Consider the following 14,610-nt stretch of genomic DNA (forward strand, 5'->3'; position numbering starts at 1 on the left):
GTTCCATATTTAATTAATTGACTAGTAAAAAGCAAATAGCCCCCACACCCCTTCATTGGGGGAGGCTCTATTCAGCAAAAATAATTGCGATAGAAGTCCTTGAAGCAACTCCCTACTATGTAACGTGCGCGGATAACTCCATTAATGATCTTATAAGTTCTTTCTCAGAACTCCTATTATTAGGAATGAATCACTCCATTAAAACTTTATTTATACAATGAAATAATACTAACTTAAGCACATCTACCTTCTTATTCCGTTATAGCCCCCTTTAGTTTAAGTGCATTGTTTCACAAAGTTAGGTTTATTATAGAAATGCTGCCCGATTAGAGGTCATAAGAAATATCTTATTTAGCCAAAAATCTGGGCAGCAATTCCGAATAATGTTTTGTTTCTAGGCGGCATTTCAGCAGAATTAATCACCATTACTGGTGGTTGACTCACTTGTTTAAAGCCTTGCTGCTCCAGAAATAACATAAAATCTTCATTGCCTGATGGCACATCAATCCTTAATTTCCCTTGATGTCTAGAAGCTAACTTATCTAATATTAAAGCAGCTGTTTGAGACTCAGGTGCTACAATAGGTCCTAATATCAGATTAACTGGTCCTAAAATAGATATTCCATAACCAATAATGTTCGCTTTGTTATCTCTAACTACTAGGCATTGTTCTGATTGGTTTATTCTATTTTGGAGAAATTTGCTTCTTTTATCTCCAAATGCAGCCTTATCTAACTTTAAAATTTCTGTAATATTATTACTACTGAACCTTTTAATAGTAACATCACCGCTTCTGTTTAATGGGTTATATTCATCGCAAAGGAACTTATGAACACAATCGACAGTAATAAAGCCCATTTTATCATAAAGGGGTCTGCCTTCTTCGGTTGCAATTAACATAATTGAAGTATTACTTGAAGTAAAATCTAGACACTTTTGGGTAGCGTCTTTTCCTAGTCCCATTCCCCTATACTCTTTATGAACAATCACCATACCAATCGAAGCCAACTTATTATCATAAAGGACTATTGCCGCACTAGAAACAATTTTCCCCTCCGCATTCTTATGTCCGAATATCTTACCAGATGATAAGACTGTGCCAATCTCATATTCATCATAATCCCACCCGACTGATGCTGATAACTCCATTAAATCCTTAATATCACTTTTATTAAATTGCACTAATTCTAATATTGAATTTTTGAATATAGCCATTACGGATTTCCCCTTTGCACCTCACATAATCACATTAAAATACATTCTTGTTTATTTAACTATCCTGCCCTATGCTTGAACAAAGGTCGGCTGCTTGTTAAGCAAACGCCCCCTTTAGCGGAACAAGGGGTACTAAAGTTGTTTTTCAACTTCCTCTTCATATTTTTCAACTTGTTTATTATTATCTGTGATGCCGTATTTCTTTTCTAGCTCTGGTTTGAGTTTTAACCACATAACATTCTTTTCATAAATGTCCCTGTCAAAATTGTGGTTAAGTTCTTCTAGAGATAAGCCTAAAGCATCAGCATATGCTTGTTTGGGGTAAATCAAAAGTATCAGGACCTTCCTTGATATACTTATCTACTTGATCTTCAGTAACAGTAACGTCGTATTTATCTTCTGCAATGGACTTCCACACTTTATCTTCTTCCAGAGATTTTTCTGCTAATTTTAAAACTTGGTCATCTGTTAAATCGGTTTCATAGTTTAATTTTTCTTGGGCTAAAGTCCTTATTATCCATTTGTTTAATTTCCCGTCTTTCTCAAACTTACTTGCTTCAGCCACTGCCTCTTCAAGCACCCTTTTATAATCCTCGTAAGTGTAAGTATCGGCAATTTCCTTCAATTCTTCATTACTCTTCATTTTTACTTCTATTGCAGCATTATCACTTGATTGGCATCCTGTGAATAAAAATAGTGCCGTTACACAATATGCAACTAATTTTAAAAATTTCATTATTAACTACCCCCTCTCTAAACTGCACCCCGTTTCTTCTTAATAAATTTGACGAAGACCAACAATTTTTAGTTTCGCTTATTCCGTTAACTTGCTCATAAATTGAATAAGGGCAATAGCCGGATCATTAGCTGATCTTCACTTATTGCCACCTATAATGGAAGAATCATTTATAGTTTAGACTTCATTTCCTTAATAGCATTTATAACTAATTGAGGTTCGTCGATGTGGACGGCGTGTCCAGCCTCCTTAATAACAAGGTGATTACTTGTTGTGGAGAGGTTGGCAAGTTCCTTCTGAAACATCATCCATTGAGCCATAGACTGGTTTGTATGATGGGACTGTGTACCGCCTGTAATGACAAGAAGAGGAATTTCTCCAAGTTTTATTCCTTTTACTTGCTCCAAACTTTCTTCAAACTCGCTTAGTGTAGCTTCTACTGCAAACTGTCCTAAATAATCTTTTTGGACTTTCTCTGTAAATAATGGAACCATCTTTTTATTTTGTTCTTCGTGAACGGAATCCAACAGAATTACTCCTGCGACCTCTTCTGGATACCTATTAGCAAATAATCTAGCGTTTACACCCCCGAAAGAATGCCCTACTAGTAGATACGGAGGTTTGACTTCGGCTTCTTTGAGTAAATTTCTCAGATTATTGATAATTTGCATACTATGTTTTGGTTTGCTACTCTTCTCGCTTCTCCCAATACCGTCCCTATCATAGAAGAATACATTTGCAAACTTTGAAACATCGTTTTTAATCGAATTCCAGTTATTCAAGTCCCAACCATATCCAGACTCAAAAACGATTGTTAAATTATCAGTACAACTTTTTATGTATTCATAATATAGTTCAATACCTTCTAAGTTTACTTTTTGACCAACAGCACTTCCAGTCATAAACTCCTCCAAAAATTTGTCATTACAGAAGTAATTCTAGGTATTCTTCAATTAACCTGCCCTTCACTTGAACAAAGGGCGGCTGCTTGTTAAGCACACGCCCCTTTTTGTGGAATAAGCCAATTATTCACAACGACTAAATACTCTTTTAATATCTTCCCGCCTAATCCTCTTCAAAAAATATCCCCAATTTAAACCCTCACCGGTCTTTTCATTTTTCTCAGGAGAGCGTAAGAATACTTATACTATCCGAGAATAGTAAGCTACATCGGCAACTCTGCCTTGTAAATGCGATTCAGGCAGCACCGCCACCAAAGTAAATCCGAGTTTTTCAATTAACTTTTTTGACGGTATAATTTTATTTTCTATAGTAGCAAATAGGCGTTTAAAGTTTAATGTGCTTTTACAATGCTCAATGACCGCGGAAACCGCTTCATACGCAAAACCGCTTCCCCAATGCTCCCTCATGAAGCGATAGCCAATTTCGCCAAGATAACCTTCTGCTATTTCTGGAATCATGACATCACCGATGAATTCATCCGTATCTTTTAAGGCGACCGTCCATTTTGTTTCAGTACGATTCCTAACCATTTCTACCATTGAGTGTTCATCACGAGGGGGATTAATTCCAAGAAATTCTCTTACTTCATCACTGTTAAACATTTTAAGCATATTTGGAATGTCTTTTTCCGCTCTCGGACGTAAAATCAATCGTTCTGTTTCAATTTTTGGTGCTTCTTTTTTTACCATGAGTTATTCCAGCCTTTCGTACGTTATATAAATAATCTTTCAATGTGAACGGTATTGAACTGCATCGGTTGTTATCTTTTCATGAAATTTATAAAATAATTCGATACGGAATATTTGGATTCCTTCTTCAAGTAACCTGCCATTTCGTTGAAGAACTTTCACGAAACGTGGCCTGTCCCCTGTCACACTAACGTTTTCGTGTGCCGGAGATCAGACCAAAAATCCAACTATTTTATTTTACTTTCTTGGAATTATAGAAGAACCAAAGGCTTAAAAACAAAAATAAAATGAAAAACCAATTGCCAAAGAGAGACGGTGAACCTGGTTGAGCTGAGAACATTTCATCACTAACATTTACACCAACAAACACAATGGCATTAGTTAATCGCTCTAAAGTATAAATGACTCCACTGGTAAGAATACTTAGCCATCCTAACAACATATAAGTTTGCGAATTCATTACATAACCCCTTTTCTAAAAAACTCTTTAATATTAAACGAAATCCTCATTATCTAAGTTTCGACTATTCCAGTAACCTGCCCTTTAATGGAATATCCATTATTTTCAATTGTATCACAGAATTCCTCAATGAAGGTTCATATCCGCAAGAACGAAATGCGAATTGACAAGTCATTTAACACCCTAATTAGCACCTCATTTTTTAGCTGTACAATAATTATTGTGCGATTGTTTATTAAGGTGCTATTTGGTGTGCTAATTTACCCTCAAATCGAATGAGAACACTGCTATAACAACAAATAAAGCAGGTCTAATTCATATGCGAATTAGCCTGCTATTTATAATGCTATTTGCTATTTTCTCTCCCTGAACGGAACCCCTTAGCATTTGGCGTGCCGGTTTTTTATTTTTAAATTCTTCTTTCTTGGAACGTTGCTTAAAAGCGATTAAAAATTTTTCGACAAGTTTCTTGAAACACAGGGAAAGTGGCTTGAATAATGAAAAAACGGCACGTAAGTTCGGAACGCGGCTCATAATTTTTGAAAAGTAGCTTGAATGTGGTGCAAGCAGTCTTGAATCGTTCTTTTAGGAGAGATGATGATATCATCCTTAGAGAGCCTCTCTCCCCTTCGAAACAGAGTCAATGACCATTTATGCTGTAAAAAATGACCACCTTACCCCCGCCATCCGCCACCACCATACTAGTGCCCATGGCTCTTTTACCAGTCCTGAAAAATTCAAAAGAAGCCCCGCGCCAGAAATATGGGCGGGGCCAATGAACAAAATCGGCGGATGCCGAGCATTTCATCATTTATCCTTCATGTATGTCCTTCAAAATTATGGAAGCATAGACGCTACATTATAATCGTCAAAGCCGCCATAATATTGCCAGATTTGTGCCTGCTCATCTGTACCTGGGAACGTGATCCAATATGGATTGCTTGTTGTCAGTTCAGACTCGGATGGTAGATCGCCAGTGTAATAAGCGAGCCAGTATGCACCCGGTGTGTCAGGTGAGTAGCTGCCCATCGTCACGTCCCAGCTCCAGGTAGAAGAATAGGTACCAGGTGTGACGCCTTCTCCAAATTCATTAAGGTAATTGACGAAAGCACTATAAATCAATTGATTATTGATATAGTCATACTCCCCCATGCCGGTAAGAGACGGTTCGACATCGATAAAGATAACCGGTCTGACTTTAGATCCATATACAAGTTTCATTTCCTCATAGGCATCAAGAGCCAGTTTCGCCTGCTCTTCTCCCCATTCTGTCGGAGACATTCCTTCAGGTGCCACCTGGATGCCGGATAAGAACCAGTACCCATATACATAGCTTGCCTCTTCCGCTCTGTCACTGCTGAAAAAGATTCCGCTGCCAGTACTCTCATCGAATTGGTCCAGACTTCCATAACCCAGCTTACCGATGTAGAAGTCCTGTCCTTCAGGATTTGCAGATGTGGCAGAGTCAGATCCGAAAAGGTAGTCTTGCAAAACTTCAGTATGGGAGATAATCGCTGCGTTTTCGTTCGCGTTCTCCAAAGCTTTTTCACTTGCATGGATGGCAGCCTGCGATTTACCCGCTTTTGCAGCCTTCTGCTGATTCTCAGCTTTTTCATCTGCTTTTGCATTTGAAGGCCGGGACGCCCGTTCAGGTTTATCTCCTGCTCTTGCATTCGCCTGGGCATCCAGCTTTCTGTCTTCTGCCTTTTGCTTCTGTTCGGCATTTTTGTTTGTATCTGCCTTTGAAGGAGTTTCAGGGTGTGCAGGCTTGACCGGGTCTGCGGCCTTTGATTCTGACTGTGATTGACCCTTGCTTTCTTCCTTCTGCTGAGCGTCCGCTTTTTCTTTTGTATGGGATTGGGATTTTTCTTCTGCTTTGATATGAGCAGGAACGTCTCGGTCTGCCGCTTCAGCCTTCTTGTCCGGCTGATTCATTTTGATACTGCCGGCTTCAAGGGTCTCGGCACTCTCCCCCGAACCTTTCTCGAATCCGGAAGCAGCTGTTACACTTCCGCCTGTGATCAATCCGAATGACAAGACCGCTGGAACAACGATAGTTTTTACTAGTTTCTTAGTGTTTAAATAATGTTTCATGTTTTATTTACTCCTTTTATCACTGAGATTCTAATTAGATTCATACTTTAGTAGATAAAAGGAGCTGCCTTGGGCGGCGGTGATGGTGGTGCATTTATCCATTGATAACAATATGTATCTTCACGTGAATGGTAGATAGTGCGAAGCTTCAACCCGATATCCCAATCGGCCGGATGGTGAATGAAGCTTACCATGCCTGTCCCTTGACTGACCGTTTCCTGAGAGTGTCCCCCAGAGGAAGGAAGCCGCTGTGGGGCGTTGTTCACTGCCTCTACTTCTCCAGGGATTTCCCTCTTTTCAGGAGAAGTGCCCCTGCCTTCTTGATGCGAAGGTGTTCGTGGAGCGGTATTCTTCTTGACTTGAGAAAATTGGTCACTTTCCAAGAGAACGAAACTTGTTTCCTGCTGCTTTTGTAAGAGAACTTCTTTTTCTCTTTCAGGTTTCGCGGGTTCAACAATACGCTTCTTCTTAGTTAAGTTAGAAGCTAGCTCTCTTTTCTGCTTCGGTTCTGTTTGCTGAACCTTTCTTACGGACTTCTTTTTATCTGCTGCATTTACCGAAGACTTTGAAACGCGGACACCTTTCCTTTTATGGGTTTGAGGACCTGCAGATTTATCATTTTGAGGATTGTGCCCATTGGCCGGTGGTACGTTCTTTTCTTTTGCATCCTCATGTTTGGCCCTGCCCGGTTCTGGTTTTGGGACCTCTTTTTTCACACGCTTTCTCACCGGTTCAGGAACTTCAGGTACGGCTTTTGACCTTGGTTCGATCTTGGGATTTTTTTCATTTGCTTGCGTATGTACCTCAGTAACGCGGGCATTACCGGGCTCTGCCGCTGCCTCGTTTTTCCCTGCAAACGCATGAGCCGGAAGGAAAATAGCCGCCCCCAATACACCCATTAAAATACAATGTCTTATGTGCATGATTTCACCCCCTTTCAACTAGCAGAGTGGAAATACTTCCATAGACAACATTCGACATAATTAGTTCATTTTTGTCGCAATTCATAACATTAACAAAGAAAGGATTCTTTCCACCTATAAGAGAGAGATGGGGTGAGGTAAAAGGAAGGAAACAACGGCACCCTAAATGCTTCCTTCCTCCTAAACTATTGGTTGATAAGCTCCAACTTAAGGTTTTTTTTCATTTCTAGATGGATTGGATTGAATTTTTTCATCAAGCGGCTTAAAAAACGAAGAAAGTTTGTATTAAAAGCAGCCTGTAAATTCGGTTTGCATTTTCGAAAAGCGCAACACAAATAATGTAATATGGCTTTGATTCATATGGTTGAAAGCCTTCTAAAGAACTCCCGAGGTCTTATGGAACCCTAAGATCCCTGCCTGAATTGAATTCTGGAGATATGTGCTGATTTTGTTTAATGGAACTGAATTTTTTCTCGGATAATTAAAAATTAACAATAATTTCCATACCCTCCGCTCTTAGAGTAAGTGAGCCACGGTACCTGTCCCCATGGCTCACTCAGGAACCAAGCCACCCCAATTGAAAGACTGTAAAAATCGCCGTTACGATCATCACCATTTCGACCACCGTCAAAACGGCTTGCTTGGGATATTCACTGTGTTTCCACTCAAAATATGCCCTTACTAGATAGTCCAGTACGGCGAGCATAACTACCCCAATTAAGTATCGGAATATATAATGTTTATTGTCATAAATCATGAACCAGCTTAAACTGATGAGAGTAATTGCAGAAATTAACCTAATCCATTTGTCTATTTTGCGGTGCCGCTCATTTATAAGGTTATAGGAAAATACCTTTCTCTTCACTTTCTTAATATGAAAGACTTTTCTTATGAGGAATTTAACGCATGAATTTAAAATAAAAACGATGAACACAATCAGGCAAAATTTTATCCAAAACATAAATTCCCCTCTTCTCTTACACAATACTTAAATTTATCGGTTTCTTTCTCCGGCTCTTCCCTAAAATAGGACCGGTATGCCGGCTAGAAGTGATAGTCCGGTGATGATAATTGAAAAGAACCGTTCCAAAGAATTTTATTAGCAACCGGGTTTTATAAATAAAAATAATTGAACCTGCTAGTTAGACGGTTTGAACAGCTACTTTGTTTTAAAACAGGATGTTCCAATTGTTCATTTCTGGTAAACTATTCAAAACGGATGAATCAGGGGTGGAAAGAAATGAAAGTGGAATATTTCATAGGGATCGTCCCGCCAAAAGGATATAATGAAAGAATTGAGCAATTTCAACGTAAATGGATCAGCAAATCGGGTGTGGAACCCCATATAACACTGAAAGCACAAGGGGGTCTGACTCCCGACAAAGAATGGATAGAGAACGTGAAACGAATATGCGGAAATGTCAGCCCATTTCAAGTGTTCTTGGGTAAACCGAAGTATTTTGGCGATACTATTCTTTATTTGAGTGTGGATTCTGACGAATTACATATCCTCCATCAAAAAATAGTAAAAGGGATTTCACCATCAGATGAATTGATAAAGAGGTATTTTGAGCTCGATGACTTTGTTCCTCATTTGACCCTTGGGAAGGAGCAATATGGCGAAAATATTTCTACCCCACTGTCGAAAGATGTATTAAACGAAATGGAGAGAACAGCAATAGAGGAGTTGACACCCTATCCAGCTTTTAAAGTGGATTTTATAAGGGTGTATGAGCTGAACACGGAAAAAAGAAGGTATGAAATGTTCTTAGATATCCCTTTAAATGGATGAGTTCAAGGATGAAGAGGGAATGCCACCTGCGTGCAGCTGCTCCGGTTCAAATTAGAAACCAAGCAGCTGTGCCAACCCCCACAATGATCAGACCCGCCGTCCGCTTTTTAAAGTTCAGCATATACCCCAGCATAATCAGACAGATGGCAGCCCACTTGAAGTGAAAGAAGTCTCTGAGGCTTTCTGCAATATACCCAATCCAAGTAGAAAAAATAAGGAATAACAGTAAAACCGGAATCAGCAGATTGATGGCCGCCCAAAGATATTTCATTGTATATACCCCCATCTAGTTTGAAAATGAAACAAGCAATAATGTGATGATCAATGCCTGAGCACATGTGATTGCTAGATCATTTCTCCAAAGAGTCTTTCCGAAAGGACTTAAAAGACGGGCAATGATAAAACTGCATAACCAAATTGCTAAAAAGGTGATGATGAATCCCATTTAGCCCCTCCAATTTTTATAGGCTTTTGCCGTGTTATTCCACTTCCTCCACCTCAACCAGTTCAAGTGTCACATTGTCCCCGTCCTGTTCATCAAATGGCATAATATTCACCTGCCTGATGTAACCTTGCACGACATCGTCCAGAAATTCATTTCTGGACGGTAGGTCGATCCTCGTCATTCCTTTCAGATCTTCGATACTCTCTCCTTCTTTCACCAGCTTTTTCTGCATGGATTCTTCCGCCCTTTCCGGAGCAAAAAGGACATCAAGGCGGTATCGCTGCGGAAAATCCGGACGCTCCAGCTCGGTTGACTGGAACGAACCGTCAGCCTCCACCGACAAATAATCCTCCGAGATGATTTTCATATAAGGTTTGGTACGATAGGCTTTTATATCTTTCAAGGTGGCATCCTTAGGATATGCCAGCAGCCTGGTGTACACAATTGCTTCAGGTGGAAGATCCGTTTTCCCCTTCAAGAGGATATTTGTGGAATCAAGTGTGACGGACCCCTCGATTGAATAGGTAGGTTTCTCTTTTTTTTCAGAAGACTTATTTTCAGCCTCTTCTTTCTTTTCTTCAAGAACAGTTATTCCGTCTGTTGATTTGATCATCTCTCTGACACTGCTTTTATCTTTCGTAAAATCCAGCCGGCAGGCAGTCAGGAGAGTCGTCAACAATATACAGAAGACCATTGGAAGAAACTTTTTTTTCGGTACCATTAAGAACACCCGCTTTAATACTCATTATTCTAAAAATATTTACAACTTCGTTTAGTTATTGTAGCATTAAACATGAAAAAATTGTATTATTTTGTAATAATTTTGGAGGAGATTGCATGAAAAGGATTGTGGATACATCCTTTCATTTTTTTATTGTCATTTTAGGATTGTTCTTTCTGAGCGGAGTCGGTTCGCTGCTTGCTTATGATACTCAGCTTGTCCTTACAGTAGGCTACTATTTCGATCAGCTGTATCAGTCATTAACAGAAATCATGGACCCCGCTTCAATTTCAATCTATTTAGGGGATAACGAACGCTTATATTCACTGCCTGAAGTTTTTTTTAGTACATATGGTTATTCTTTCACGATTTTGATCAGTTCTTTTTTCCTGGCGATTATCATTTCTGTCTTGATCAGTTATTTTATGATGCTGCTGCCCCGGCGCTTATACAGGCTCTCGCAGAAATTTTTGAATGTGATGGATGCACTGCCTGAGGTATTCATCGTGGTGTCTTTTCAAATTATCATTATATGGTTATTTAAAAAATCGGGAATGCTGCTTTTCAATTTGTACGCGCTGCAAGATGAGAGAACCTATTTCCTGCCGATCATCTGTCTGACCGTTTTACCGGTTGTCTTCTTGATCAAGCAGTTTTTATTTCAGTTGAAGGAAGAAGAAAGCAAGCCCTATGTAGAGTTCTCGTATGCAAAAGGATTCAAAAAATCCTACACGGTGTGGTTCCATTTATTCCGGAATGTATGGATCCATTTCTTCCTTCACTTGAAACCGATCTTTCTTTTGATGCTTTCAAACTTATTTGTAATCGAGATCTTGTTTAAAATGAACGGTTTCATGATGGTGTTGTTCAGGGCATCAACGACTTCCGGAGCAGCGTTTTTCCTCGGGATGCTCATGATTTTTGTGCCCTTTTTCATTGTCTTTCAGACTGGCTCATATACACTGAATAAATGGTTGAAAGGTGGGGCGTCCCATGTCTAGGCAGCTTCTGAAAGAGTTATTCATACCTGTCCTGATCCCGTCGGCCTTGGTTGTCATCAGCTTCCTGATTCCTTTCTGGTATCCGGAATATGATGCCATTGTAAATTATTTAAAGAATGAACAGGGAAGGCTGATTGCCGCCCCGCCATTTACGCCTGAAGAAATGCCGCCGCTCGGAAGCGACAGGCTGGGAAGAAACTTCTTCTTGTTATTGCTGGCAGGTGCTAAATATACGATTTTTGCCGCTTTGTTCATCGCTTTATTGAGAATCATATTCGGTTTCATATTCGCCGTCTTCTATACGTTTGTCCCATCGTTCATCGGCAAGGTAGTCAGGGGTTTGGGGGAAGCTTTTCAATATATACCCCTTGCCATTGTCGTGTTCGCTATCCTGATTCCGCTGGAAGGTTCCTTTCAGCCGGGCTTTCTGCCGTCCGATGAGTACTTCTTTATCCAACTTTGCGTCATTGCTTTCATCGCTACTCCTTCTCTCGGGATCTATCTGGGAGAAGAAATGAAGCTTTTCTTAAATGAGGAATTCATCCAGGTATCAAGGACACTGGGGGCAGGCCGCTTTAATATCATGAAGAAGCATATGCTTCCTCAATTCTTGAGACATTCTATTGTCTTATTTTCAGAACAGGTCGCCCAGGCCCTTTCTCTGCTTATTCAGCTCGGGATCATGCTGATGGCTCTGGGAGGATTGAAGATTGCTGAATTCGCCTATTCTAATCTGGATCCGAGCAATCCGGTCTACTTTTCAGAAACCAACGAATGGGCGGCAACCATCGGAATGAATATTCAGCTCATTTTTTCAAACCCGCTGCTGGTCCTTGCTCCGCTTGCATTTTTCTCCCTTATCATTTTTTGCATGAATATCATCAGCTCCCAATTGAGGAGTATCTTGATTGAACATGAGGAACCCCTTAAAAAGACGAAGACAGTGAAAGTGAAGGAAAAGAATCAGGTGACTGCAGTATCTGAGGATTTGTTTACTATGAAACAGTGAGTTTATTGTAAAGCTGGAGATCTCAATGCAGATGTTCAGCTTTATTCTTTCAACCAACGTTTCTTTGGACACTCGACAACTTTCAATATAAAATAATTGCCCCCGCTCCCAACCATCATGAGAAGCATATTAATCATATGATTAAAGTCAAGCTCATTCACTCTTCCAATCTCCCCGCTGTCATCAATAAAAATATATCTCCAAGTGTTATATTCCGACGTGAAAAATGAAATGATCGACCCAAATAAAAAGCCTCCTAATATGGTCATCCACCCTTACTTCATTACATCACTCTCTTATAATAAAAAAAGAACTTATCCTGCTTCCCGATAAGCTCATCTTGTCCCCAGTCATTGATTGCCCCCATTAAACCAGCTTCCCGCCTTTACACGCTCTTCTTCTTGAATCTGTCTTTCATGTTCATTGCTCACTTCAAAAGAACTTTTCTGGTTCCTGCCTCTGATCAAAGCACTGACCACAGCAAACACGACGGATATCCCCAAAATCCACCACAGCATATAAATCACCTCCTTTATTGCATTCTATTCACAACTCTTTGCCTCTTGCAGACTTCCTTTCTGAATCGTTCAATTCAAGCGCGAGGTTTTCGGTCGAAACAGGTTTCTTTAAAACCTTCAAGATATCGAGTCTCAACTTCGAGATAATCCAATTGGCTCATCAATTCTATTTATTCTAAATAACTTTTTGAACCCCTCTCACTTCCAATTATTTCAAACACCAACCACTTACTCAAGAGAAATTTTTCAAAAAAAAGAACTTTTCCAGTGACGGATAAGCTCTTACACTAATTGTTTTTACCTCGTTACCAATCTTATTTTCCATCCAGTTTATTTATAACTTTTTGAGTGAACCGGACAATTTTGTCCACACTAAACCATATCTCTGTAAAGAAGGAGGAAAGTAATGAATATTGCAGAACTCGGCATCCGACTGATTCTTTCATTTTTGACACTGCTCTTCCTTACGCGGGTGATGGGCAGAAAAGAAATCTCCCAAATGACTTTCTTTAACTTTGTCTCGGCCATCGCATTGGGAACGCTGGGTGCATCTCTTGCTGTCGATTCCACCTTAAGCATTCGAAACGGGGTGCTTGCCTTGGCGGCTTGGACATTATTTACGTTGGTGACGGGGCTCATTGATTTAAAGTCTAAAGGAGTCCGCAAGGCAGTGGAAGGAAGCCCTAAAGTCGTGATCCGGCAAGGAAACATCATGGATCACGAGCTCAAGAAGTTAAGGCTGGATCTGGATGCATTGAATGAGCTGCTCCGTAAGAAAAATGTCTTTTCTATTAAAGATGTGGATTATGCCATCTTTGAAACGGACGGAACACTTTCAATTTTGAAAAAAGAAGCGAAACAGCCTTTAACCAAAGAAGACCGTATGAAAGCCACACCAGCAATTAAACAATATCCAATCCCGATCCCCATAATCGAAGATGGCCGCTACAATGAGAAACATCTTCAGCAATACAATATCAACAAGGAATGGGTCGACCAGCAGTTAGTCCAGAAGGGAATCCAGTCAAGTGCCAATGTCTTTTACGCAGAGCTGCAGACGGATGGAACCATCTTTATTGATAAGATGGATGGCCCGCAAGATGAAAGCCCCAGAGTTCACTGAGAACTTAGCCTTGGGGCTTTTTTCAATTTCCTTATCAGTTTCAAATAGTGTTCGATAAGATGCAATGACCACTACGATACCATATATAATCATGTATATTGTGAATTCCCCAAGAAGGCCTGTGATAACAAGGGATAGAAGAAAGACCGTCGAAATACTGATGATGATTACAACGGCAGCTATCGAATCAATCATGATATGCCATTGGATATCAGACAAGCTTTCGCCCTCCTTTCTCCCCTCAATACTTCCTGGCATAATAAACCATGTTCAAAAACACTACCGATATATACAGGGATGCCATCAAGAGCAATAAGTGATACGCAGAAAGCTGCAGGGGTCCCACATATGGATTAACAAACGCCATCAGAAGGATGATAAATCCCAGCATCCAGAAGTAACTGACGAAAACCCCGCGTTCCCTGATTTTCTGTGCTCGTTCATCTTTTGCTGCAAAGTGATCAGATAAGTAGGCCATGCAAAAGCTCATGATGGCAAGCGCCACTGTCATGATTCCTTCCGGAAACTTTCCGGAGGATATGTACGCACCGTTGACAAGGCAAGCATTCAATAGCATGATGATCCCCAGCACCAAAAATATCGGTTTATTGTTCTTCATTCGTTGTCCTCCTCATAAATAAAGATATCTTCAATGCTGCACTGGAATACACGTGCAACTTTAAAGGCAAGATTGATCGATGGGTTATACCGTTCCCTTTCCAGCGAGATAATGGTTTGCCTGGAAACATTCAGGCGGGCGGCCAACTGATCCTGTGTCATCCTTCTGTCAGCCCGAAGTTCTTTAATTTTATTTTTCATCCATTCACCTTCTTTTGTAAAGGTTACTTTACATTTATTAAATAAGTCAAGTTTACTTTACATACTTTCAAATTGCAGGTTATACCAATATGTATAAACGAT

General features: G+C 40.1%; 19 protein-coding genes. 4 read left to right on the top strand and 15 right to left on the bottom strand.

Going from position 1 to position 14,610, the window contains the following annotated elements:
- Nucleotides 1-351: 351 nt before the first annotated feature.
- From AS034_RS02600 to AS034_RS02640, 9 genes are all read right to left on the bottom strand, one after another.
- A complete protein-coding gene (locus AS034_RS02600; RefSeq protein WP_058297419.1) occupies nucleotides 352-1,215 on the bottom strand; it encodes a GNAT family N-acetyltransferase in 864 nt (287 codons plus the stop codon).
- A gap of 132 nt (nucleotides 1,216-1,347) precedes the next feature.
- Nucleotides 1,348-1,545, bottom strand: a complete 198-nt coding sequence (locus AS034_RS02605) for a hypothetical protein (protein WP_058297367.1) — start codon at nucleotides 1,543-1,545, stop codon at nucleotides 1,348-1,350.
- On the bottom strand, nucleotides 1,517-1,951 hold the full coding sequence (locus AS034_RS02610) for a hypothetical protein (RefSeq protein ID WP_058297368.1): 435 nt from the start codon (nucleotides 1,949-1,951) through the stop codon (nucleotides 1,517-1,519). The genes AS034_RS02605 and AS034_RS02610 overlap by 29 nt, the downstream gene beginning before the upstream one ends.
- A 170-nt stretch (nucleotides 1,952-2,121) precedes the next feature.
- A complete protein-coding gene (locus AS034_RS02615) occupies nucleotides 2,122-2,853 on the bottom strand; it encodes an alpha/beta fold hydrolase (protein ID WP_058297369.1) in 732 nt (243 codons plus the stop codon).
- 240 nt (nucleotides 2,854-3,093) lie between these two features.
- Nucleotides 3,094-3,603 (bottom strand): GNAT family N-acetyltransferase, encoded by a 510-nt coding sequence (locus AS034_RS02620; RefSeq protein WP_058297420.1) that lies wholly within the window; start codon nucleotides 3,601-3,603, stop codon nucleotides 3,094-3,096.
- Between the two features lie 232 nt (nucleotides 3,604-3,835).
- Nucleotides 3,836-4,063, bottom strand: a complete 228-nt coding sequence (locus tag AS034_RS02625; protein WP_058297421.1) for a hypothetical protein — start codon at nucleotides 4,061-4,063, stop codon at nucleotides 3,836-3,838.
- 837 nt (nucleotides 4,064-4,900) lie between these two features.
- Nucleotides 4,901-6,157 carry a hypothetical protein gene (locus AS034_RS02630; protein WP_058297422.1) on the bottom strand — a complete coding sequence of 419 codons (1,257 nt, stop codon included), beginning with the start codon at nucleotides 6,155-6,157 and terminating at the stop codon, nucleotides 4,901-4,903.
- Between the two features lie 47 nt (nucleotides 6,158-6,204).
- Complete coding sequence (locus tag AS034_RS02635) at nucleotides 6,205-7,080, bottom strand: hypothetical protein (RefSeq protein ID WP_141687652.1); 876 nt, start codon at nucleotides 7,078-7,080, stop codon at nucleotides 6,205-6,207.
- Nucleotides 7,081-7,636: 556 nt separating this feature from the next.
- Nucleotides 7,637-8,041, bottom strand: a complete 405-nt coding sequence (locus tag AS034_RS02640; RefSeq protein WP_058297424.1) for a DUF4181 domain-containing protein — start codon at nucleotides 8,039-8,041, stop codon at nucleotides 7,637-7,639.
- Nucleotides 8,042-8,320: 279 nt separating this feature from the next.
- Here AS034_RS02640 and AS034_RS02645 point away from each other — a divergent pair, with 279 nt between their 5' ends.
- Nucleotides 8,321-8,872, top strand: a complete 552-nt coding sequence (locus tag AS034_RS02645) for a 2'-5' RNA ligase family protein (RefSeq protein WP_058297425.1) — start codon at nucleotides 8,321-8,323, stop codon at nucleotides 8,870-8,872.
- A 46-nt stretch (nucleotides 8,873-8,918) separates the two neighbouring features.
- On the opposite strand, the gene AS034_RS02650 is transcribed toward AS034_RS02645, so the two are convergent.
- Complete coding sequence (locus AS034_RS02650; protein WP_058297426.1) at nucleotides 8,919-9,143, bottom strand: hypothetical protein; 225 nt, start codon at nucleotides 9,141-9,143, stop codon at nucleotides 8,919-8,921.
- A gap of 208 nt (nucleotides 9,144-9,351) precedes the next feature.
- Nucleotides 9,352-10,038 (bottom strand): hypothetical protein, encoded by a 687-nt coding sequence (locus tag AS034_RS02655; protein ID WP_058297427.1) that lies wholly within the window; start codon nucleotides 10,036-10,038, stop codon nucleotides 9,352-9,354.
- A gap of 116 nt (nucleotides 10,039-10,154) precedes the next feature.
- Between AS034_RS02655 and AS034_RS02660 the strand changes: the two genes are divergently transcribed.
- Both AS034_RS02660 and AS034_RS02665 read left to right on the top strand, forming a co-directional pair.
- Nucleotides 10,155-11,039 (top strand): ABC transporter permease subunit, encoded by an 885-nt coding sequence (locus tag AS034_RS02660; protein ID WP_058297428.1) that lies wholly within the window; start codon nucleotides 10,155-10,157, stop codon nucleotides 11,037-11,039.
- Nucleotides 11,032-12,048, top strand: a complete 1,017-nt coding sequence (locus tag AS034_RS02665; protein ID WP_058297429.1) for a hypothetical protein — start codon at nucleotides 11,032-11,034, stop codon at nucleotides 12,046-12,048. Before AS034_RS02660 ends, AS034_RS02665 begins: the two co-directional genes overlap by 8 nt.
- Nucleotides 12,049-12,089: 41 nt before the next feature.
- Here the strand turns inward: AS034_RS02665 and AS034_RS02670 are convergent, their stop codons facing one another.
- Both AS034_RS02670 and AS034_RS22625 read right to left on the bottom strand, forming a co-directional pair.
- Nucleotides 12,090-12,317, bottom strand: a complete 228-nt coding sequence (locus AS034_RS02670; protein ID WP_058297430.1) for a hypothetical protein — start codon at nucleotides 12,315-12,317, stop codon at nucleotides 12,090-12,092.
- An 81-nt stretch (nucleotides 12,318-12,398) separates the two neighbouring features.
- Nucleotides 12,399-12,566, bottom strand: coding sequence for a hypothetical protein (locus tag AS034_RS22625; RefSeq protein ID WP_156416132.1), 168 nt, complete (start codon nucleotides 12,564-12,566; stop codon nucleotides 12,399-12,401).
- Between the two features lie 406 nt (nucleotides 12,567-12,972).
- On the opposite strand from AS034_RS22625, the gene AS034_RS02675 reads away from it, so the two are divergent.
- Nucleotides 12,973-13,689 carry a YetF domain-containing protein gene (locus tag AS034_RS02675; RefSeq protein WP_058297431.1) on the top strand — a complete coding sequence of 239 codons (717 nt, stop codon included), beginning with the start codon at nucleotides 12,973-12,975 and terminating at the stop codon, nucleotides 13,687-13,689.
- 241 nt (nucleotides 13,690-13,930) lie between these two features.
- On the opposite strand, the gene AS034_RS02680 is transcribed toward AS034_RS02675, so the two are convergent.
- The gene (locus tag AS034_RS02680; RefSeq protein WP_058297432.1) at nucleotides 13,931-14,308 is read right to left on the bottom strand and encodes a hypothetical protein; all 378 of its coding nucleotides are present in this window, start codon (nucleotides 14,306-14,308) and stop codon (nucleotides 13,931-13,933) included.
- A complete protein-coding gene (locus AS034_RS02685) occupies nucleotides 14,305-14,508 on the bottom strand; it encodes a helix-turn-helix transcriptional regulator (RefSeq protein ID WP_058297433.1) in 204 nt (67 codons plus the stop codon). The genes AS034_RS02680 and AS034_RS02685 overlap by 4 nt, the downstream gene beginning before the upstream one ends.
- Nucleotides 14,509-14,610: the final 102 nt, after the last annotated feature.

Source organism: [Bacillus] enclensis (assembly GCF_001456935.1).
Lineage (GTDB): Bacteria > Bacillota > Bacilli > Bacillales > Bacillaceae_B > Rossellomorea > Rossellomorea enclensis.

Bases quoted from the DNA above. Each gene is read 5' to 3' on its own strand.
- AS034_RS02670 (WP_058297430.1), bottom strand. From the start codon at position 12,317: ATGACCATATTAGGAGGCTTTTTATTTGGGTCGATCATTTCATTTTTC.
- AS034_RS02625 (WP_058297421.1), bottom strand. From the start codon at position 4,063: ATGAATTCGCAAACTTATATGTTGTTAGGATGGCTAAGTATTCTTACC.
- AS034_RS02685 (WP_058297433.1), bottom strand. From the start codon at position 14,508: ATGAAAAATAAAATTAAAGAACTTCGGGCTGACAGAAGGATGACACAG.
- AS034_RS02675 (WP_058297431.1), top strand. From the start codon at position 12,973: ATGAATATTGCAGAACTCGGCATCCGACTGATTCTTTCATTTTTGACA.
- AS034_RS02660 (WP_058297428.1), top strand. From the start codon at position 10,155: ATGAAAAGGATTGTGGATACATCCTTTCATTTTTTTATTGTCATTTTA.
- AS034_RS02640 (WP_058297424.1), bottom strand. From the start codon at position 8,041: ATGTTTTGGATAAAATTTTGCCTGATTGTGTTCATCGTTTTTATTTTA.
- AS034_RS02630 (WP_058297422.1), bottom strand. From the start codon at position 6,157: ATGAAACATTATTTAAACACTAAGAAACTAGTAAAAACTATCGTTGTT.
- AS034_RS02650 (WP_058297426.1), bottom strand. From the start codon at position 9,143: ATGAAATATCTTTGGGCGGCCATCAATCTGCTGATTCCGGTTTTACTG.
- AS034_RS02665 (WP_058297429.1), top strand. From the start codon at position 11,032: ATGTCTAGGCAGCTTCTGAAAGAGTTATTCATACCTGTCCTGATCCCG.
- AS034_RS02610 (WP_058297368.1), bottom strand. From the start codon at position 1,951: ATGAAATTTTTAAAATTAGTTGCATATTGTGTAACGGCACTATTTTTA.
- AS034_RS02655 (WP_058297427.1), bottom strand. From the start codon at position 10,038: ATGGTACCGAAAAAAAAGTTTCTTCCAATGGTCTTCTGTATATTGTTG.
- AS034_RS02600 (WP_058297419.1), bottom strand. From the start codon at position 1,215: ATGGCTATATTCAAAAATTCAATATTAGAATTAGTGCAATTTAATAAA.
- AS034_RS02635 (WP_141687652.1), bottom strand. From the start codon at position 7,080: ATGCACATAAGACATTGTATTTTAATGGGTGTATTGGGGGCGGCTATT.
- AS034_RS02680 (WP_058297432.1), bottom strand. From the start codon at position 14,308: ATGAAGAACAATAAACCGATATTTTTGGTGCTGGGGATCATCATGCTA.
- AS034_RS02615 (WP_058297369.1), bottom strand. From the start codon at position 2,853: ATGACTGGAAGTGCTGTTGGTCAAAAAGTAAACTTAGAAGGTATTGAA.
- AS034_RS02645 (WP_058297425.1), top strand. From the start codon at position 8,321: ATGAAAGTGGAATATTTCATAGGGATCGTCCCGCCAAAAGGATATAAT.
- AS034_RS02620 (WP_058297420.1), bottom strand. From the start codon at position 3,603: ATGGTAAAAAAAGAAGCACCAAAAATTGAAACAGAACGATTGATTTTA.
- AS034_RS22625 (WP_156416132.1), bottom strand. From the start codon at position 12,566: ATGCTGTGGTGGATTTTGGGGATATCCGTCGTGTTTGCTGTGGTCAGT.